This window comes from Peribacillus sp. NPDC097224, assembly GCF_044761985.1.
In the GTDB taxonomy this organism is placed as follows: domain Bacteria; phylum Bacillota; class Bacilli; order Bacillales; family DSM-1321; genus Peribacillus.
Genome location: NZ_JBIWDK010000002.1, coordinates 58,686 through 78,981, shown reverse-complemented (window position 1 = coordinate 78,981; position 20,296 = coordinate 58,686). Strand labels below are relative to the sequence as shown.

The 20,296-nt window shown below is 42.3% G+C and carries 15 protein-coding genes; 9 read left to right on the top strand and 6 right to left on the bottom strand.

Annotated elements, in window-relative coordinates; all coding sequences use genetic code 11:
- Positions 1-162: 162 nt before the first annotated feature.
- On the top strand, positions 163-600 hold the full coding sequence (locus ACIQXR_RS03900) for a hypothetical protein (protein WP_403079515.1): 438 nt from the start codon (positions 163-165) through the stop codon (positions 598-600).
- Positions 601-802: 202 nt separating this feature from the next.
- Positions 803-3,175 carry a penicillin acylase family protein gene (locus tag ACIQXR_RS03895; RefSeq protein WP_403079513.1) on the top strand — a complete coding sequence of 791 codons (2,373 nt, stop codon included), beginning with the start codon at positions 803-805 and terminating at the stop codon, positions 3,173-3,175.
- Positions 3,176-3,291: 116 nt separating this feature from the next.
- On the opposite strand, the gene ACIQXR_RS03890 is transcribed toward ACIQXR_RS03895, so the two are convergent.
- Entirely contained in the window at positions 3,292-3,510 is a 219-nt protein-coding gene (locus tag ACIQXR_RS03890) for a hypothetical protein (protein ID WP_402871166.1), read from the bottom strand.
- A complete protein-coding gene (locus tag ACIQXR_RS03885; RefSeq protein ID WP_402871169.1) occupies positions 3,503-4,123 on the bottom strand; it encodes a sigma-70 family RNA polymerase sigma factor in 621 nt (206 codons plus the stop codon). Before ACIQXR_RS03885 ends, ACIQXR_RS03890 begins: the two co-directional genes overlap by 8 nt.
- A 157-nt stretch (positions 4,124-4,280) precedes the next feature.
- Here ACIQXR_RS03885 and ACIQXR_RS03880 point away from each other — a divergent pair, with 157 nt between their 5' ends.
- The 5 genes from ACIQXR_RS03880 (at position 4,281) to ACIQXR_RS03860 (ending at position 12,131) form a co-directional block, all read left to right on the top strand.
- On the top strand, positions 4,281-4,442 hold the full coding sequence (locus tag ACIQXR_RS03880; protein WP_402871171.1) for a YvrJ family protein: 162 nt from the start codon (positions 4,281-4,283) through the stop codon (positions 4,440-4,442).
- Between the two features lie 396 nt (positions 4,443-4,838).
- Positions 4,839-5,687, top strand: coding sequence for a GNAT family N-acetyltransferase (locus ACIQXR_RS03875; protein ID WP_402954231.1), 849 nt, complete (start codon positions 4,839-4,841; stop codon positions 5,685-5,687).
- A gap of 49 nt (positions 5,688-5,736) precedes the next feature.
- Positions 5,737-6,195, top strand: coding sequence for a DinB family protein (locus ACIQXR_RS03870; protein ID WP_402955108.1), 459 nt, complete (start codon positions 5,737-5,739; stop codon positions 6,193-6,195).
- 372 nt (positions 6,196-6,567) lie between these two features.
- The gene (locus tag ACIQXR_RS03865; RefSeq protein ID WP_403079512.1) at positions 6,568-8,091 is read left to right on the top strand and encodes a BCCT family transporter; all 1,524 of its coding nucleotides are present in this window, start codon (positions 6,568-6,570) and stop codon (positions 8,089-8,091) included.
- Between the two features lie 242 nt (positions 8,092-8,333).
- Positions 8,334-12,131, top strand: coding sequence for a bifunctional 2',3'-cyclic-nucleotide 2'-phosphodiesterase/3'-nucleotidase (locus ACIQXR_RS03860; protein ID WP_403079510.1), 3,798 nt, complete (start codon positions 8,334-8,336; stop codon positions 12,129-12,131).
- Between the two features lie 131 nt (positions 12,132-12,262).
- Here ACIQXR_RS03860 and ACIQXR_RS03855 read toward each other — a convergent pair whose 3' ends face one another.
- The 4 genes from ACIQXR_RS03855 to ACIQXR_RS03840 all read right to left on the bottom strand — a co-directional run bounded on the left by ACIQXR_RS03855 (position 12,263) and on the right by ACIQXR_RS03840 (position 16,270).
- On the bottom strand, positions 12,263-12,721 hold the full coding sequence (locus ACIQXR_RS03855; protein ID WP_402871182.1) for a TspO/MBR family protein: 459 nt from the start codon (positions 12,719-12,721) through the stop codon (positions 12,263-12,265).
- Positions 12,722-12,903: 182 nt separating this feature from the next.
- On the bottom strand, positions 12,904-14,271 hold the full coding sequence (locus ACIQXR_RS03850) for an amino acid permease (protein WP_402871185.1): 1,368 nt from the start codon (positions 14,269-14,271) through the stop codon (positions 12,904-12,906).
- A gap of 303 nt (positions 14,272-14,574) precedes the next feature.
- The gene (locus tag ACIQXR_RS03845) at positions 14,575-15,720 is read right to left on the bottom strand and encodes an endonuclease (RefSeq protein WP_402871188.1); all 1,146 of its coding nucleotides are present in this window, start codon (positions 15,718-15,720) and stop codon (positions 14,575-14,577) included.
- Positions 15,721-15,937: 217 nt separating this feature from the next.
- The gene (locus ACIQXR_RS03840) at positions 15,938-16,270 is read right to left on the bottom strand and encodes a phage holin family protein (RefSeq protein ID WP_402871190.1); all 333 of its coding nucleotides are present in this window, start codon (positions 16,268-16,270) and stop codon (positions 15,938-15,940) included.
- 528 nt (positions 16,271-16,798) lie between these two features.
- Here ACIQXR_RS03840 and katA point away from each other — a divergent pair.
- Positions 16,799-18,253 (top strand): catalase KatA, encoded by a 1,455-nt coding sequence (katA, locus tag ACIQXR_RS03835; RefSeq protein ID WP_402871193.1) that lies wholly within the window; start codon positions 16,799-16,801, stop codon positions 18,251-18,253.
- An 821-nt stretch (positions 18,254-19,074) separates the two neighbouring features.
- Entirely contained in the window at positions 19,075-20,232 is a 1,158-nt protein-coding gene (gene purT / locus ACIQXR_RS03830; RefSeq protein ID WP_402871196.1) for a phosphoribosylglycinamide formyltransferase 2, read from the top strand.
- Positions 20,233-20,296 lie beyond the last annotated feature (64 nt).

Here is a 20,296-nt window from a genome sequence, read left to right as displayed (position 1 = left end):
CATATAGAGTGATGATGTTTTTGACCAAAAGTGACCGGTATTTCTTTACTTTGAAGAATCATGATAAGATCAAAAGAAAAGCATAAGAAACGGGTGTCTGCTATCTTCAATTGTATATATGGAAAACATGACTTACATAGACGAAAGGTTGATGAATGAATAGTGGCTTTCAAACAAGAAAACACGCTCGATCCACAAGTAAAATGGTTCAGTGTGGGGATCATGACGGATAACGGCCTCGAATATGAAGAGTATGAGGCGCTATCAAAGCGTATCCTTGATTCAGTCGATAATGTAGGGGCCATATCGGACCTGGTCAGGGTCGAATGGGATAAAGCAAAATTGATTACCTTAAACGAACGATTCAATCATCCGGTTCTTTCGGATCCATGCTTTATCATTAATGAAGTGATTCCGGAAGATATTGAAAGGGAAAAGCGGCTTTTGCAGGAAAAACATAAGTGGAAAAGATACTTGAATCTAATTTCCCGATATGACTACCTCGAAGCGGAGACGAAAGCCGTCCATGATTTTGATAAGTCCCTTTTGTATACGGATGAAGTGGAGAAGGTGATTGAATATCTTAACCTTAACGCCTAAATGAAACGCATCGGTTCATCGATGCGTTTCATTTGCGTTCAAAAGGAATTTTTCCTTAATCGTACATAGGAAAAAGGAGAGGCATATATCCAATCCTTTCAGAATAAGTAGAAAAATATTAAAGGATTGGTAGGGAAGTCGGATATGAAAGCGAATACTTTAAAGTAGAAAGAGAGAGTTATTAGAAAAGGGAGATGAAACAATGGAAGCAGTCCTACCTCAGTCAAAGCCAAAACCAAAAAGAAAATGGAAAAGACGTGTCCTTTGGGTTTTTGTATCACTGCTCTTGCTTATAGTGATAGCCGTGATTGCGGCAAATGTATTCTTATCAAGGTCGCTTCCTGAAACGAAGGGGGATTTATTATTGCCTGCTCTTTTGAAACCGGTTACAGTGATACGTGATTCGAGTGGGGTTCCACATATTACGGCTGATAATGAACATGATCTGTATTTGGCTCAAGGGTATATTCAGGCGCAGGACCGTTTGTTTCAGATGGACCTAAGCAGGCGTCAGGCATCCGGGGAATTAAGTGAAGTGATTGGTGAGAAGACCGTGAAAAATGATAAATACTTTCGAACGCTTGGGTTAAGGCGGGCTGCCGAATCTTCTTACGCTGGCTACTCAAGTGAGGGGAAAGCAGCATTGGATGTATTCGCTGAAGGTGTGAATCTCTATATCGACGAATTGAAGGATAATGGAAAATGGCCGGTCGAGTTCACTTTGCTTGGCTATGAGCCGAAACCCTGGACACCTGTGGATTCATTGACGATTGGGAAGTATATGGCGTTTGATCTAGGCGGGAACTGGGAAGATCAGGCATTCAGACAGTACTTACTCCAAACGTTCCCAAAGGAAAAGGCCTATGACTTATTCCCGGATTATCCAAAGGATGCACCTTATATCATCGGCAAGGAAGAGCTGGACATTGAGAAGAGCTTTGCTGGTGCCGTCATACCTTATGAATTCAATGGCAGTAATAACTGGGTGGTCTCCGGTGAAAAGACGGATACGGGAAAGCCGCTTTTAGCCGACGATCCCCATCTTGGACTCGCCACTCCCTCGGTTTGGTACCAAATGCATCTGAAGGCACCGACCGTCAATGTGAGTGGGGTCATTTTTGCAGGAATTCCTGGCATCATATTGGGTCATAACGAAAACGTTGCCTGGGGTGTGACGAATACGGGTCCGGATGTTCAGGATCTGTATATTGAGAAGAGGAACCCAAAGAACGAGAATGAATTTGCTTATAAGGAGAAATGGGAAAAGGCCAAAATAATCGATGAACCGATCAAGGTGAAAGACGGTAAGACGATTGATTACCAGGTGACCATTACACGTCATGGCCCGGTCGTTTCTGAATTCGCCGGTAAAAGTGGGAAAGATACGGTCCTGGCATTAAGGTGGACGGCACTAGATCCGTCAGCAGAACTGGAAGCGGTTTTGAATATGAATAAGGCAAAGAATTGGAATGAATTCGAAAAGGCTCTTTTGAAATTCGAAACGCCTGCACAGAATTTCGTTTTCGCCTCCAACGATGGGACGATAGCGTATAAGGCGAACGGGAAGATTCCAATCCGTAAAAAAGGGGATAGCATGTTGCCGGTGCCAGGGTGGACGGATGAATATGAATGGAAAAGCTATATTCCTTTCGATGAACTTCCAAAAACGATCAATCCAAAAGAGGGATTCATCTCGACCGCGAATAACAAGGTCATTTCAGATGATTATCCGTACCACATCAGTAATAACTGGGCACAGCCCTATCGTCAGATGAGGATTCAGGAGTTCTTGGAAGCGAATAAGAAACTGACTGCAGGGGATATGCAAAGTCTGCAGATGGATCAGGTGAATTTGCAGGCGAGAGAATTTGTCCCGCAATTTTTAACGATCTTAAACGGGCCATCAGGAAAGCAGGAACAAAAGGCGTTAGAAATTCTACAAAAATGGAATCAGATAGATTCTGCAGATGCCGCTGCACCGATGATCTTCAATGTGTGGATGAAAAAAATCGGGGATGTCCTGCTGACGGATGAAATTCCAGAGGAAACCCTTAAGCTTTTTAATGGAAGGAAATCGGCGATTGATGAATTGCTGCGGGAGGCCCTGAGCGGAAAGCCAGGTCCATGGATCCAAGAAGCAGGGGGACTTGAGCAGGTATTGGCGAAGTCATTACAGGAGACATTGAAAGAATTGGAGAAAACGCAAGGAAGTGACCTAACCGATTGGGAGTGGGGAGAGTACCACCAAGTCCGCTTCGACCATCCGCTTTCAAGCGTTTCCCCATTGAACTATTTGTTTAACGGGGAAGGAGGGATTCCGGTTGGCGGGAGCAGTGTCACTGTCCAGGCCGCTGCATTTCTTGACGACGGTACCGTCAATCATGGCGGGTCCTGGAGGTTTGTCATGGATCTTTCCGATATGAATCAAGCTTATCACCTCGTCGGTCCTGGGCAATCCGGACATGTCAAAAGTAAATGGTATCATGACCAGCTCGAAGATTGGGCGGATGGGACGTATCACAAAACCAGGCTAGATAAACCAAAAGGCGATACGCTGACATTGAAGCCTGAATAGGAGAAGGGACCTCACTTGCTATGAAGTGAGGTCCTTTTTGTCCTTGAAAAAGGCTTGGACGGAAAGCCACATAAAAAAAGAGCCCCAAGCCCAGCAAGAGCTGAACTTGGCACTCCTTACCGTTTCTGTTTGTTCAAGAATTCTGTCAGGAATTCCTCGAAGTTGGGAGCTTCGATGGCTGCAATTTTTTCATAGGATTCTATGATTTTGAGCTTTATCTCTTGTTCCAGGTCTTTTCTGTCCTGATGGTGTGTATTCTTTAAGGACTTTTTTATTTTGGGGTCTAAAGAATCAATCATTTCCATCAATTCTTTCTTTGATAGTTTGTTATCCACAGTACCTGTTCTCCTTCCTAACATAAATCTCATTCAAATAGTGTTTTCGCAGTTTTTCGAGTCCCTGTTTGCGAATGCTCGAAATATTCTGTGGTGATTCTTTGAAATAAGCTGCGATTTCTTTGTTGGTTAGGCCGTAGGAATAGACCATCGTAAGTACCCTATTTTGTTTGGGCGTTAGTTTTTGTAGCGCATTCACCAGTTGTTCATCACTAATGTGGGAAGAAAGGTCGCCGGTTTCCCCCATCTTTTCAAGTTGAACATCTACATTTCCGATTCGGTCGATGATACCGCCGCTATCCGAGGTCATGTCGAGATCCATTCGATAGCGTTCCCGTTGCTTTCGCGCCCTTTTATCATAATCAACTGAGAAAAAGTAAATTAAAGAGCATAAGTATTTGTACACCTTGGCCCTGTAATAGAAAATTTGGAATGTCTCGTTGAGATGACAAAGATTGTTGGTAGAAGGGGATTCAAGCGTATCCGTGAAAATCTTCAAATGTTCAGGATTTTGTAAAAAAACCTGGATGATGGGTTGATCAAAGAATGAAGCATATCTCTGATGTAACACATCAAGTGAATAAGAAAAGAAATGGGCCGTTAACTTGTTCATTTATTATCCCTCCTTAAGTTCTAAAGTGATGGACAAGGGGAATAAATCAATTATATACGAACATTTGTTCTTTTTGCTATAAACCGATAGTGCTAGATTGATTTTGCTCGGACATTATTCACTTTACTTAATAGATACAAGAAAAGGGGTGAAGAGGATGATGATTGAGGATGCTACTGTGTGGGTATCATTAGTTAGCGATTTTGGCTATCCATTCGTCGTTTCAATGTTTTTGCTCTTCCGCTTCGGAAAAAAACTAAACGAACTAACTGTAGAAGTAGAAAACCTAAAGAAAACTGGCCATAAAAAGAGAAGTTGACATAAGGGTAACGAGGGGCTAGGTTGAAAAATGGATTTTGGATCCTATATTCAATCGGATCCAAAATCTGATTGAACATGAGGTGACGAAGCCTATTTCCTTCTATTCATATTTTGCCCGAATAGGATATTATGTTCCCCTAGCTTGGAATATAACACAAAAAATGGAAAAAATAATCCTCAAATAGAATCATTTTATTGATATAATGCATCGGTCCTTAGAATTAGTGGAAATCCCCCTCCCATACGTTTTTAGTTTTATAGAGTAAAGTGAAAATACTTTTGAAAAAACAACATTTTTATAAGATATGAAAAAAAATGCAGCAATCCATTTGAGGATGCTGTATTTTTTATCGAATAGGAATAAAATGGAATGAAGGATGGGGGGCGAACTATTTTGAATAAAAAACAACTAAGGGACCTTGAATGCTTACAACAAGAAAGTGAACAAGGAGATTTTACATTGAAGCTGAATTGGGATACACTCCGGAGCCGGAATGGCATCATGCAAAATGATTTTCTTCATTACGAAAAAGGACAGCTTGTCGGGTTTGTGGGGTTATATGACTTCGGAAGTAAATTGGAGATGTGTGGCATGGTTCACCCGGAGTTCCGGAGGCGGAGGATTTTCACTAAACTGGTGAATGAAGCATTGGATGCTGCGTTGGGAAGGGAGGCCAGAGAGATCATCCTGAACACTCCAGGACCATCACAATCGGGGAAGGAGTTTTTGAAACGGCTTCCTTGTGAATTTTCTTTCTCGGAGTACCAAATGAAATGGACGCCTACCGAACTGTCAGACTATGAAGATATTGTCATTCGCCCTTCACGAGAAATGGATGCAGAAACGGAGATTCAGTTGGACATTCAGTGTTTTCAATTTCTGGAGAAGGAAGCGAGGGAATATTATCAGCGCATTCAGTTTGAACATACATTGAAGACCTTGATGATCGAGACAGATGGGAAGACCGTCGGCAAGATCCGTGTCGATCATAGTGAAGGGGAAGCATGGATTTACGGGTTTTCTATTTTTCCGGAATACCAGGGGAAAGGCATTGGCAAAAAGGTGTTGAAAAAGATAGTGGCAAAACAGCATGGTCTGGGCTATGATATCTTTTTGGAAGTGGAAGCGACGAACGCCCATGCCCTCAGGCTCTATGAATCATGTGGGTTCAAGACGATACAGCGGCAGGATTATTATCGGTATAAGGAAGAGAACAGGGAGGCTCGATCCGCTCATCTATGAGTTCTCTAAATAGGAGGCGTTCGAGCTTTTAGGTAAAGGAGATGATGGTCTGCTTACACTTTTTAGCTATAACTGGCAAGTAAGAAGCGAGTGGTTTCGTTGGTGTCACGAACTCCATTCTGATGAACTACTAAGGAAGAGAAACGGGGGGATGGGCCAAATATTGAAGACGCTCGCCCATGTCATCGATGTCGAAAATAGTTGGATCAGGGCCATGCAGGGAAAGCCGGATCTCGAGATAGATTTGGATTCCTTTCATACAGTTGAAGCGATTCAGGACTTATCCGCAAGGTATCATCCGGAAGTGAAAGAGTTCTTGGAGACGTGGTCACCTGCCATGGAGTTTGAATGTATAGAGGCACCATGGATGGAAGGGAGTTATGAAAAGGGCAAGGTATTAAGGCACCTGATTGCCCACGAAATCCATCATATCGGTCAGCTGTCGATTTGGTCGAGGGAGATGGGCATCCAACCGGTCTCCGCCAGTTTGATTGACCGTCATTTATAAGGATAAAGGGGGAACTGGTGAATGTACCCACATTTCCAGTTCCTTTTTTGTATGGCCAAATTTTATGATTATCATGTGAAAAATGGGGTATATAGAAATTTAGACTGATATGTTTTCAAAAAGCCGGTTAGAAATGGTAGCTATATTAAAGAATTGATTTTGTTAAAGGGACGTAGAAGATTTTTGGATTCCAGCATTCCGTGATTTAAAGAAAATGAAATAAGCAGCACAGGTTAGCGTTTATTCATGAATAGGCAAGCTCCTTTTTTATCTTCTTGTTTTTATCTAATTCAATTCTTTCCCCTCGAATGACCATTTGTATAACATAACCCATTTCAATAAAAAACCATGCACCTTAGAAAGGAAGAATCGATGCGTTTAAAATTAAACAGCGTTTTTTGGATTTCTGCTATGATTGTATCGTTAGTTGTCATTATAGGAGCGATGGTTCCTAACACTTTTGCGAAAGGGGCCAATGCCGCTCTAGCATTTACTACATCTTCTTTTGGCTGGCTATTTTTGGCCGCTGTCTTCTTATTCGTTGTTTTCCTGATTTATCTCGTTTTTAGCAAATACGGAAAAATTCGTTTGGGCGGGGATGATGAACGTCCGGAATTCCCTATGTTCACATGGATTGGCATGTTATTTTCCTGTGGGTTTGGCATTGCTTTAGTATTCTACGGGATAGGAGAACCGATGACCCACTTCTTTACGCCACCATACAAAGACGTCGAACCATTAACGACAGAAAGCGCCCGATTGGCAATGGGGTATTCCTTCTTTCATTATGGCGTCAGTCAATGGTCCATATTCGCAATCGTGGGACTTGCCATGGCTTATTTTCAGTTCCGGAAAAAGGAAAACGGTCTGGTTTCAACCACGCTTTCTCCTGTAATCGGGAAGGGACGGCATGTGAAACCAACAAAAAAAATCATTGATATCCTTGCCATCACCGCAACGATCATGGGTGTTGCCACTTCATTGGGATTAGGCATCATGCAGATAGATGGTGGTTTGCGTTTCGCCTATAATGTGCCGGATGCAAACTGGATCAAGATTATCATCGTAATCGCGATGACAGCCCTTTTTTTAACTTCTGCCATCACGGGTTTGAACAAAGGGATGAAATGGTTAAGTAACTATAACTTATTTGCGGTATTCGTGATCATGCTGTTCATCTTCATTACGGGGCCGACCCAATTTATCCTGGATACATTCATTGTGGGGATTAGTGATTATATCTCTAATTTCGTATCGTATAGTCTAAGGTTGAATCCATATACGGGCAATCCTTGGGTCTATCAATGGACAATCTTCTACTGGGCTTGGGCGATTGCCTGGTCGCCGTTCGTCGGATCATTCATCGCCCGCGTTTCGAGGGGGCGCACCATCCGTGAATTTATCATAGGTGTGATGGTCGCACCACCAGTCATCGCGTTAGTCTGGATTGCCATATTTGGTGGTACAGCCCTTCATATGGACTTGTTTGAAGGGACGCAAATTGCAACAGCTGTGAATAATGATATAACGAGTGCCCTTTTTACCATGCTTAAAGGACTTCCCTTCACAGGTGTCGTCACGGTTTTCGTCTTGATTTTAATCCTGACTTTCCTTGTGACATCAGTCGATTCAGCCGTTTTTATCTTAAGCTCGATGTCGACGAATGGTAGCTTGAACCCTCCAGTGCTCGTCAGAGTGATTTGGGGCGTCCTGATGGGGGCAATTGCCTTGGTCCTTCTCTTATCGAGTGGATTGACCGGATTACAGTCTGCATCAGTCGTTTCGGCCTTGCCATTCACGATCATACTGATACTCATCATGGCTGCCTTTTATAAAACGCTGCGTAAGGACTTTAGAAAGGCGCCTAAACCTGCAACAGTGAAAAAACACCGTTAAGGGAAGAGGAAAGCACATGATAATCAAATAGATTAGTAGGCCGGTTCATATAATGAGCCGGTCTTTTTTTGCAAGTATATAAGAAAAATAAAATGGTATATTCTCCCTTGTTGTCAATAAATAAATGATGCAAAAGAAGTATTTTATCAAAAAATGTAAGATCATAATAAAATGTGTAAAAATTCTGATAAGAATATGTTATATTATTCTAGAATTTGATAAAATCTGAGAGGTTGTGAAGTATGTCGTTCAAGTCCAAAATGCTAGTCCCTATCCTTGCTGTAAGTTTAATTACAGCACCATTTGCCCTTCCGGTGGATGCATCCGCTAAAGGAGAGGCAAAAGCGAAACCGTTTGCCATATCCGCTCCTTCGGTAAGTTACACAAATGGGGCAAAAGCCACTGTGACCGTTACGCCCAAAAAGGGCAATAAGGGGAAAGAAGCCGTTGTCTTTCAGTTAATGAATGGGACAAAGGTCGTTTCGCAATCAGCAGTAGAGACGGACATCAAGACAGCACAAAAGTTTTCTGCTCACTTCAACACGTACAAGTCAGGATATTGGATCAAGGTATCCGTCGTTTCCAACTATAATGGAAAAACGAGTAATTTCGGAACAAGCTTGGCCACTTCGGTTTCCGACGCGCCATTTGAACTGAGAATCATGGAAACGACAGATATACACACCAATCTAGTAAGTTATGATTATTACAAAAATGCCGTATCGGATTCAGTAGGGTTTTCCCGCACGGCAACCTTGATCAAACAGGCAAGAAAAGAAGTGAAAAATAGTGTCTTAGTAGATAATGGGGACCTCATTCAAGGCACGCCGCTTGGTACATACAAAGCGAATATAGCCCCGCTTAAAAAGGGAGAAGTGCACCCTGTCTATAAAGCGATGAATCTACTAGACTATGATGTGGCTACATTCGGTAACCACGAATTCAACTATGGCTTATCTTATTTGGATGAAGCCATCAATGATGCGAAATTCCCCTATGTAAATGCAAACGTTTATAAAATAGACAAAGACAAAAATCCAAATAACGATAAAAATAAATACACGCCTTACAAGATCGTAACGAAGAAAGTGAAAGATATAAATGGTAATGAAAAGTCCGTGAAAATCGGCTATATCGGATTTGCCCCTCCACAAATCATGGATTGGGATAAAACAAATCTTGAAGGGAAAGTCGTAACAAAGGAAATCATTGCGACAGCCAAAAAATATGTCCCTGAAATGAAGAAAAAGGGTGCAGATGTCATCGTGGCACTTACGCATTCCGGTTTTAGTGGCGACGCCAAAAACACCGAGGATGTTATCTATTCATTAAGTAAAGTGGCCAATATCGATGCCATCACGTTCTCACATACTCATAAAGTTTTCCCGGCCCAAGATGAGGCATCATTGGACAACCTGTTCAAAGACAGTCAAGGCAAAGTCCTTGCGGGCGTTGATAATAAAAAGGGAACGATCAATGGGGTACCAGCCGTCCAAGCAGGATATGGTGGAAGTAATCTTGGCATCATCGACCTTGATATTCAGAATATCAAGGGAAAATGGAAAGTCATCAACTCAGATTCTTCAACCCGGGCAATCAATGACAAAGTAACCGGTAAGAAAGCGGCGGAAGATGCGGCTGTTGTGAAGGCGGTCAAAAAAGACCACGAGGCAACGGTTAAGTATGTTAACACGCCAATCGGTAAAACAACAGCACCAATCCACAGTTATTTTGCCCTTGTGCAGGATGATCCTTCTGTACAGGTCGTAACAAGTGCACAAAAATGGTATGTTGAAAATTATCTTAAGAACAATCGTCCTGAATATAAGAACTTACCAATCCTTTCTGTAGGGGCACCATTCAAGGCTGGCCGCAATGGAGTCGAGGAATACACCGATATAAAAACGGGTGATTTGACAATCCGCAGCGCTGGTGACCTATATTTGTACGATAATACATTAAAAGCCATCAAAATCAAAGGGTCCGTGGTCAAAGAATGGCTTGAAATGTCTGCAGGGAAATTCAATACAATCGATCCTGCGAAAACAGAGGAACAGAAATTACTGAATGAAAAGTTTGCAGTCTATAACTTTGACGTGATTGATGGCGTGACGTATCAAGTCGATGTCACGAAAGCTCCCCGTTATGATGAAAAAGGCGAGAAGCTATCAGATTCAAGCAGGATCACCAACTTGAAATACGAGGGCAAAGCCGTTGATCCAAATCAAGAATTCATCGTCATAACGAATAATTACCGTGCTTCGGGCGGAGGGAATTTCCCAGGCGTCAAAGGCAGTGAATACATTGTCGACTCCGCTGATGAAAACCGTCAGATCTTGATGGATTACATTACACAAGAGAAGGAAATCAATCCGACCGCAGACAATAACTGGTCGATTGCCCCGATTTCCGACAAGGTGAATGTTACATTCACTTCATCGCCAAAAGGTGCAGAATATTTAAATGAAGAAAGTGCTATTTCATATACAGGCAAAACGGATGATAAAGGATTTGGTATCTACAAATTCAATCTAGCCAATAACAACATTCAAGTTCAATTGTTGGGCATCAATGATTTTCACGGTCAAATGGATACTACTTCTGAGTTTGGCGGAGTCAAACAAGGACGTGCCGATTACTTAGCGGCCCACTTAAAAAAGCGTGAGGCGGAGAATCCGGAAAATACCCTGTTAATCTCAGCTGGGGATGCCGTTGGTGCGAGCGCTCCTGTTTCCTCTCTATTACAGGACAAACCAACTCTTCAGTTTCTGAATAATATGGGGTTTGATGTAGGAACGGTCGGAAACCATGAGTTCGATAAAGGAATCGAAACGCTGATGGCCCAAATTAATGGCGGAAAGTCACCCACTTCGGATGTTGTCTTCGATAAGTTGAACTTCCCGTATGTGGTGGCAAATGTCGTGTATAAAGACACAAAAAAACCAATATTAGATCCTTATGTCATTAAAGAGGTCGGCGGTGTGGAAATCGGATTTATTGGTGTCGTCACGAATACGACACCTCAAAAGGTAAGCCCTGCCGGTATCAAGAATGTAGAATTCATTGAGCAGGCCCCAGCCGTCAATAAAGCGGTCGATGAGTTAAAGGAAAAAGGCGTCAAATCGATTGTCGTTGTCTCGCATGATCCAGGCACTGAGAAAGATGGGGTCATTACAGGGGAAGTGGCGGAACTGGCAAAAGATATCGATGATGAAGTCGATGTCATTTTAGCTGGAGACAATCATGCCAAGAATAATAGTACGGTCGATGGAAAGTTAATCGTTCAAGCGTATTCTTACGGAACGGCTTTTGAAGACATTGACTTGGAAATTGATCCGAAAACAAAGGACATTGTCAAAAAATCAGCTGAGATCGTGACAGTCACACAAGACGGAATCACACCAGATGCTGAAACGACGAAGTTCATAAACTCATATTTGGATCAGTTCCCAGAACTGAAAGCGCCACTAGGAACGACGGATGAAAAGATTTTAAGAGCGAACGCCTATACCCAGGAAACGGGTCTTGGAAATTTAATCGCGGATTCAATGAAAGCCGATCTACAATCTGATTTCGCTTTCATGAATCCAGGTGGAATTCGTGCCGATATTCCACAAGGTGAAGTAACATATGCCGATTTGGCAAAAATCCAGCCATTCGGAAACGTACTGGTCAAACTTGAATTAACAGGTGCGGAAGTGAAAACATTGCTGCAACAGCAGTGGGTCGTTGAAGGCAATCCGAAAACTTTGCAAATCTCCGGATTGAGCTATACCGCTGATTTCAGTAAGCCAGTGGCAGAGCGCGTCACGGAAATGAAGAAAGCGGATGGCACCCCAATCGACGAGTCAAAAACGTACACCGTGACTGTCAATGACTTCATGGCAAGCGGCGGCGATAACTATACCGTGTTAAAAGATAAAGAGCGCGTATTCGGCCATGCCGATTTAGAGGCTTTCGTTGAATATGTGAAAAACTCTTTTAAAGGTGGAAAAATTACGGCGGTTACGGAAGGTAGAATCACGAACATCAATAACTAAAATGAGTTTTATCGGTCCATTCAGGAAGGATGTCAGTCCGTTTGGCAGATATATCGGTCAAACTGGATGTTTTATCGGTCCAATTCAAAAAAAGCGAGCATTCCGAAACATGGAATGCTCTTTTTTCTTCATCAGTTGTTTCTGAACATAGAGTAGTTAAGGCCCAAAGCGAAAGTCACCCAGCCGATATAAGGAACCATGGCGAGGCCAGCCGTACGGTCGATGCTGTAAAACTCGAAGGCTGTCAAAGTAATCAAGGTCAATAGGGCGGCCATTTCGATGAAAGCCGTTCCACGCAAGCCCCATTTGAAGAAGAGGAAAGACCATAAAAAGTTCAGTCCGAGCTGGGTATCATAGAGGAGTTCCGGTGATTTTGTGTTTTTTTCCTTCACGGATACACGATACTTCGCGATTCCCATGACGGTATATAGGCCTGTCCAAGCGACGGGGAAAACCCATGAAGGGGGAGCGAATGAAGGTTTCTTGAGGTCATTGTAAATCTCTTTGGAGTTTCTTGTGGCAATTGCCCCGACAATGGACCCTCCGACAACAGGAATCAACACGCTTTTTGCTAATTTTCGATAATTCATAATGCCATCCACCATCTTTCTACATATTTGGTCGTTGTTATACCATTACCTCTAATGGTCTAAATAAAACATTTTAATGGGTTATTAAGTGTAACTTTATTCCATTTTTATCGTAGGGAAAAAGAAGGGAAAATAGCTAAAGAAAGGGTGCCCGTGTTCAATGGGCACCCTTTCTTCGCTATTTATTTTTTTCGCTTATGCAATCCTGTTATGTAGTACAACACGACAAGCAGGATAATCCAGATCGGACCAACGATCAAAGCGATTCTCGTATCAGGAGAAAAGCCGAGAACGACCATGACAAATACTAGAAAGGCAAGGGCGAAATAAGAAGTGAGCGGGAAAAACGGCATTTTGAATGTTAAGTTTTGTTTTTCCTGTCCACTCATTTTCTTTCGGGAACTGATGTGTGTGATAAGGATGGTGCCCCATGTCCATAGTGCTCCAAATGTCGCCACACTAGTCACATAAGTAAATACTTTGTCAGCTTTCATATAATTCAGGTAGACGCCAAAAAGGAGAACGACGGCCGATACGATAATGGCTGTGCCAGGCACGCCATTCTTTGTGACACGACCGAAACTTTTTGGTGATTCGCCTTGCTGTGCCAGGTTAAACAGCATTCGACCCGTACTGAAGATTCCGCTATTGCAAGAAGAGAGAGCTGCTGTCAGTACGACGAACTGGATGATCCCTGCCGCCCCTGGGATGCCGATTCTATCGAACATCATAACGAACGGGCTGTTTTCCCCTGTCATTTGATCCCATGGAGTAATTGAAAGAATGACAGTAAGAGCCAAAACATAAAACAGTAAAATTCGATAAAACACGGTATTGATTGCCCGTTTAAGTGATTTCTCAGGGTTCTTTACTTCCCCAGCCGTCACTCCAAGCATCTCGATGCCTAAATAGGCGAACATCACCATTTGGAATGAAAGAACAACGCCCGAGATACCATTAGGGAAGAAGCCTCCATGTGAGAATAGATTACTGAATCCGACTGCATCCCCAGCGTTACCGATACCAAAGAAAATCATGCCAAATCCTAAAACGATCATTAAGATAATCGTGACAATTTTAATTAGGGCAAACCAAAACTCTAATTCACCATAAGCTTTAACGGCAAGGAAATTAACGGTTGTCATAATCACAAGTGCGCCTAATGCCCAAGCCCATTGTGCAGTGTCTGGATACCAGAACTGCATGTAAATGCCGACAGCCGTAATTTCGGCCATGCACGTTGCAATCCAAAGGAACCAGTAATTCCAGCCTGTAATGTATCCGGCGAGAGGACCGATAAAATCGCTTGCATAGCGGCTGAAGGAACCGGCAACGGGGTTTTTAATGGCCATTTCCCCTAAAGCCCGCATGATGAGATAAATAATAAAGCCGCCAATGGCATAAGCCAAAATAATTGCGGGACCGGCTAATTTAATGGCCGATGCAGAGCCAAGAAACAACCCGACCCCAATGGCAGCGCCAAGAGACATTAATGCGATGTGTCTTTCTTCCAATCCTCTATGTAATTGAGAATCTTTGGAGTTTTGCATAATTTTCCTCTTTTCTTGTGTAGGAATATGGGTTTTTAACGCATTCTACTATTTTATCACTAGTAGAGTTGAGGAGCATAATATGTATTGTCTTTTCTCAAAATATTACAATTAAATAATATATACTAATAGTTTATTTGTAAAGAAAAAAATGAAAACGCTTACCAAATAAGGGAATTTTTAAGAGAATATATGAAGTTTGTAAGGTAATTGTTATTTAGCGAAAGTTAATTAACTAATTTTTCTTACTACTTGATGTCTGTATGAAAAAGGCTGCCCTTAGGAAATGGGCAGCCGGTTTCATTACTCCCAGATGGAAGCAGCCCATTCGGGATGATCGATGAAAGGATTTCGATTATGTTGGTAGTCGTTATAAATGATTTCATTTCGATTTCGTTCAAATGCATCGACTGGATCTTGTTCATGCCAATCAAGCAACACGTCCAGTTTCCCATGATATGGAGCTGAGCCGTTGTTGACTAGGTTATTCAATTCCAAATCGACTTCATCGTTCTCTCCTTCATAGCGCACCGCCATATAGAAGAGCATCCGCGCCACATCTCCTTTCACCTTATCCCGTGGTTCCCATGAATCGGAGTCGTAATAGTTCCCTTTGGCTTCGGAATGTTCGGATCCCCCATTATCAAAGTCGAGATTATTGCGCGTACTATTGACGGACGCATCGGTCGGCCGCAAGTGATGTAAATCGGTGCCAGCACCCATGGATGTCCCAAATCCGCCATGGGATTTTGCCCAGACATGCTCGCGGTTCCAGTCATTCACGCCTGCACCATTGGTGGTCTTTGCCTGTGAACGCCCTGTATATAGAAGAATGACATGATTGGAGTTGTTTGGATCTTTATCGGTTTCTCGCAAGGCTTCCCACACATTTGCGTAGGAAATTTTCGTATGGTCATCAATGATTTCATGGAGGGCATCTTTTAGAGCACGCCCGGTTTTTCCGGTAGCTGAGTCATAATATGATCCGGCATTCGGAGTTCCTGATTCTGGAGTGTTCCCGTTTTTCACCATGACTGAGGGGTCCTTCAAGCCAGAATGAGAAAAGTAGGAAGTCAGTGTTCCGGTTATGGCGACTTTTTGACCTTTTAAATCAGGATTCGATTGCAATCCGAATTCAGAACGGAAGGAGGAGGGAATTTGGACAAAAAGCATATTCGATACGTTTGTTTCCGAGGAACTATCAGCAATTGCCAGCGCATAATCACTTGGATAGTTGCTGAACTCGACGCTAGTGGCTGAAGTGGGCTGGCCGATTACAAAGCCACTGACAGTACGAATGGAACTATTTTGGTTTACGAAAGCCTGAGAGACGGAGTAAGGAGAAGATGGGCTTCCATCCCCGGTTGCGGCTAAGGATGAAGCTGGAATAAGGAAAGCGAGCACGAGCATGAGGGACAGAAGAATTCTTGGTTTACGATTGGTGTACATGTCATTCCTCCATAAGTCGATTCATACCTGTTTTTAGCGTATGTATGGATAAACTTATGCAAAGGTGGTTCCATTCCCTTTTTGTTTTTCGAAAATGAGTGAATACTGCTAGTGATGATTTGCAAAAATTAGGGAAATAGCCCAGGAAATATCGAACGGTGTTATGGAAAAAGTCACGAGATAAAAAAATCGTCAGCATGTCGACTGACGAGTGTTCCTACTCTTTTTTGACGAGTAAACTTTGACTGATGGTTAGTAAAAACGAACCGATGAGCGCGCCCCAAAAAGAATGAATGACAAAACCACTGACCACATACGACGTAATCAGAAAAGTGAAAGCGTTGATGATGAAGGAAAACAATCCGAATGTCAGGATCGTGATTGGTAAAGTGATGAGCTGTAGAATGGGTTTAACTAACATGTTCATAATCGATAATATGAAGATAGCCAGCAAAGCTGTGCCATAAGATTTTATCGTGATGGAGTCGAGAAGCCAGTCTATGAAAAGTAATATCAGCCCATTGGCAAGAAAACGCATGATTATATTCATGGAAACCTCCTAAAACACTAAATGCATTCCTTATTATACTAAAACCTCATGCAAATCAGGGGGGAATTTGCTGAATTGGCATAAAAAATCTTCTATATTTAGAGGCATCTTTCGAGTGTTTGGCGAATGGGTACACGTGAAAGTAAAATTCACGGAATTTTCACTGATTAAACAGGCTGATTTCCTATAAAATGAGAGAAAGCGAAGCATCTTAATTGATAACACTTCCAATTTCACCCTCTAGTATTCTCGATTACTATTATATTTTTCTTATAATTGATAAAAAAGCAAGAATAAAGAGAATGTGCCATCGCTGGAGTTATACCAATATATAGATAGTGAATACCTAAATAAATGCATAATACCTCATTTCCCCTACATATTTTATACTTTACTAGCATTTAGAAAAGAAATTATGCTTATTGAATCTTATTATTATATTAAAATTATTATAAATAAGTATTGATTTTTTTCTAAGAAACTATATTATTATATGTATATTAAAACTAATGAAGAGGTGGTTCATTTATGTCGAATAAGAAAAACCTGACAACTAGCTGGGGTGCCCCGGTTGGCGATAATCAAAATTCAATTACTGCTGGGTCACGTGGACCAGTGCTTATACAAGATGTTCACTTATTAGAAAAACTGGCACATTTCAATCGTGAACGTGTTCCTGAACGTGTCGTCCATGCTAAAGGCGGTGGAGCATTTGGTACTTTTACCGTTACGAATGATTTGTCCAAATATACGAAGGCCAAAGTATTCAATGGTGTAGGGAAAGAAACGGAGATGTTCATCCGTTTTTCAACGGTAGCTGGGGAACTTGGTTCTGCCGATACATTACGTGATCCGAGGGGCTTCGCGGTCAAATTCTACACAGAAGAAGGAAACTACGATATCGTTGGGAACAATACACCTGTATTTTTCATCCGTGATGCAATCAAATTCCCTGATTTCATCCACACACAAAAAAGAGATCCTAGAACACACTTGAAAAATCCGACTGCCGTATGGGATTTCTGGTCTCATTCACCAGAATCACTTCACCAAGTAACTACGCTGATGTCCGACCGTGGGATTCCAGCAACATGGCGCCATATGCATGGATTCGGAAGCCATACATTCAAGTGGGTGAATGAAGAAGGACAAGCTGTTTGGGTGAAATACCACTTTAAAACAGAGCAAGGCATCAAAAACCTTGATGTGAACCTTGCTGCTAAACTTGCAGGTGAAAACCCTGATTACCATACGGAAGATCTATTCAACGCGATTGAAAAAGGTGATTTCCCGGCTTGGAAATTATGCGTACAGATCATGCCTTTGGAAGACGCGGACACATACCGCTTTGACCCATTCGATGTGACTAAGGTCTGGTCGCAAAAAGATTATCCATTAATCGAACTTGGCCGCGTGGAATTGAACAGAAACCCTGAAAACTATTTTGCTGAAGTAGAGCAAGCAACATTCTCCCCAGGAACATTCGTACCTGGAATTGAAGCTTCTCCAGATAAAATGCTTCAAGGCCGTTTATTTGCTTATGGCGATGCCCATCGTTATCGTGTAGGTGCTAACCATAACCAACTTCCGGTTAACCGCCCGAAAGTGGAAGCAAACACATATCAACGCGATGGCTTCATGCGTGCCGATGATAATGGGAAAGGTTCCGTTTATTACGAACCAAATAGCTTTGGGGGACCAGCTGAATCAAACGAAAACAAACTTGCGCCGTTTGAAGTGTCTGGACAAGCTGCTCAGGTTGCCTATAATCATCATGATCACTACACTCAAGCAGGAGATCTATATCGCCTGTTGAGCGACGAAGAAAAAACACGTCTTGTAGAAAATGTCGTGGGTGCAATGAAACCAGTGGAATTAGAAGAAATTAAACTTCGTCAAATCGGACACTTCTACAAAGCCGATCCAGAATACGGAACACGTATTGCTGAAGGTCTTGGATTAGCTGTACCGCAAGAAGTCTAAGAATAGAATCAACATCTAAACAGGCATCCATTAGTGCAATGGATGCCTGTTTTTTCGTATTAAGCGAAGGTCCTACCTAGTTGGAGATGTCGGTATACAGTTCATGTCAATCACAGCACATGCATCATCTACAGTCTCAGCTTGTGTTTTTAAATGGTCTGCTATTGGATTTTTGCAAGTCTTGACCATCCTGGATGAGATGGGGAAGGAACTAGAATGTTAGGTACAAACGAAAAAGCTCTTCTCTGATTTTTCAGTGGAAGAGCTTTTAATCTTATAAACTATTAGACTGAAACGATGAGGGCTGCTGCAAAGACAAGGGCATGTTAGACAACCCTTGTCCATGACTATGTATGGTGCATATATCTAACAAGTAACTGTTAAGAATCTTTAACAGCCCTTATCCAAGGAGTGCTAATAGTTGTGCGTTAAAAGCGTTTTCCTCCTTTTAACGCTAGTATTGGCCCCGCCTACGCCGAATACTTTGACGGCCACGCATGCCATCCAACCTACTTACATTATAATGGAAAGCGCTTACATTTTCAAAAAGTATCGTAGTACAAATTTCGACATGTATAAGATATCACTCCTCCATTCTGTAAAGAACGGTGCTGATTTCACTGAGCGTACTTGGCATTCCGTCCTCCAATCAAATGGTATCTTCCTTTGTTTATAAAGATTTATGATTAAAAAACAAAATATTTTATATGAAATCAAGGGTTTTAGAGGAAAATTAAAATAAAAAGCGAACGAAATATGTTTTTATTAGTATATAGTTCGTATATAATGGTTTTGAACACATGGAGGGGGAGAAGTGGAATATGTATAGAACAAAAAAGGTTTTATTATTGGGCTCAGGAGAATTAGGCAAGGAAGTCATCCTGGAAGCTCAGCGGCTTGGTATTGATACCGTTGCAGTCGATCGATATGAACATGCACCTGCCATGCAAGTGGCCCATCGAAGTTATGTGATTGATATGTTGGATGAGAAGCAGCTTAGGGAAGTCGTTGAAAAAGAACAACCTGATTTAATCGTGCCGGAAATTGAGGCCATCGCCACTTCCGAATTGCTTAAATTGGAGGAAGAAGGGTTCGCGGTTATCCCAACGGCAAGAGCGGCTAAATTGACGATGGATCGTGAAGGAATTAGAAGGTTGGCCTCTGAAACGCTAAAGTTACCAACGGCAGCTTATCGATTTGCCAATACATATGAAGAATTTGTTTCATCTGCTACAGAAATCGGTTTTCCTAATGTCGTGAAACCGCTAATGAGTTCTTCTGGTAAAGGGCAAAGCATTTGTCGTTCAAAAGATGATTTGGAAGCCTGCTGGAAAATAGCGATGGAGGGTGGCCGGGTCCAAAATGGAAGAGTAATCATTGAAGAGTTCATTCGCTTTGATTCGGAAATTACGTTGCTAACTGTCCGTGCCGTTAACGGAACGATGTTTTGTGCACCAATCGGTCATGTCCAGGAGGGCGGGGACTATATAGAATCTTGGCAGCCACATGCTATGACGGAAGGACAAATCATCGAAGCTAAAAGGATTGCCAAGAAGATTACAGATGAACTTGGTGGATATGGATTATTTGGAGTGGAGTTATTCCTTTCAGGGGATAAGGTCTATTTCAGTGAAGTCTCCCCACGTCCGCATGATACAGGATTAGTAACATTGGTCACCCAAAACCTATCGGAGTTTGCCCTTCATGCCCGTGCGATTCTAGGATTCCCGATCCCTGAAATCACACTGATCACCCCAGGAGCAAGCCGTCCCTTGAAAGCACCGGTTGAGTTATCAGAATATTCTATAGTCGGGGTAGATAAAGCCTTGGCTCAACCGAATACGCAGGTGCGCGTTTTCGGAAAACCGGTCACGAAGGTTGGCAGAAGGGTAGCTGTTGCATTATCCACAGCTGATTCTGTCGAAACGGCGAGGGAAACCGCAACCCGTGCACTGAGTTACATGAAGGTTGAAAAATAAAACACAAAAGCACTCCAGGAATGGAGTGCTTTTGCTTAAGGATTATTATTGGTAGATGGATGTA

What these genes read in the sequence shown, in the direction of transcription:
- ACIQXR_RS03895 (WP_403079513.1), top strand. Translation starts at nt 803, where the DNA reads ATGGAAGCAGTCCTACCTCAGTCAAAGCCAAAACCAAAAAGAAAATGG.
- ACIQXR_RS03885 (WP_402871169.1), bottom strand. Translation starts at nt 4,123, where the DNA reads ATGAACAAGTTAACGGCCCATTTCTTTTCTTATTCACTTGATGTGTTA.
- ACIQXR_RS03880 (WP_402871171.1), top strand. Translation starts at nt 4,281, where the DNA reads ATGATGATTGAGGATGCTACTGTGTGGGTATCATTAGTTAGCGATTTT.
- ACIQXR_RS03865 (WP_403079512.1), top strand. Translation starts at nt 6,568, where the DNA reads ATGCGTTTAAAATTAAACAGCGTTTTTTGGATTTCTGCTATGATTGTA.
- ACIQXR_RS03860 (WP_403079510.1), top strand. Translation starts at nt 8,334, where the DNA reads ATGTCGTTCAAGTCCAAAATGCTAGTCCCTATCCTTGCTGTAAGTTTA.
- ACIQXR_RS03855 (WP_402871182.1), bottom strand. Translation starts at nt 12,721, where the DNA reads ATGAATTATCGAAAATTAGCAAAAAGCGTGTTGATTCCTGTTGTCGGA.
- ACIQXR_RS03850 (WP_402871185.1), bottom strand. Translation starts at nt 14,271, where the DNA reads ATGCAAAACTCCAAAGATTCTCAATTACATAGAGGATTGGAAGAAAGA.
- ACIQXR_RS03845 (WP_402871188.1), bottom strand. Translation starts at nt 15,720, where the DNA reads ATGTACACCAATCGTAAACCAAGAATTCTTCTGTCCCTCATGCTCGTG.
- ACIQXR_RS03840 (WP_402871190.1), bottom strand. Translation starts at nt 16,270, where the DNA reads ATGAATATAATCATGCGTTTTCTTGCCAATGGGCTGATATTACTTTTC.
- katA (WP_402871193.1), top strand. Translation starts at nt 16,799, where the DNA reads ATGTCGAATAAGAAAAACCTGACAACTAGCTGGGGTGCCCCGGTTGGC.
- purT (WP_402871196.1), top strand. Translation starts at nt 19,075, where the DNA reads ATGTATAGAACAAAAAAGGTTTTATTATTGGGCTCAGGAGAATTAGGC.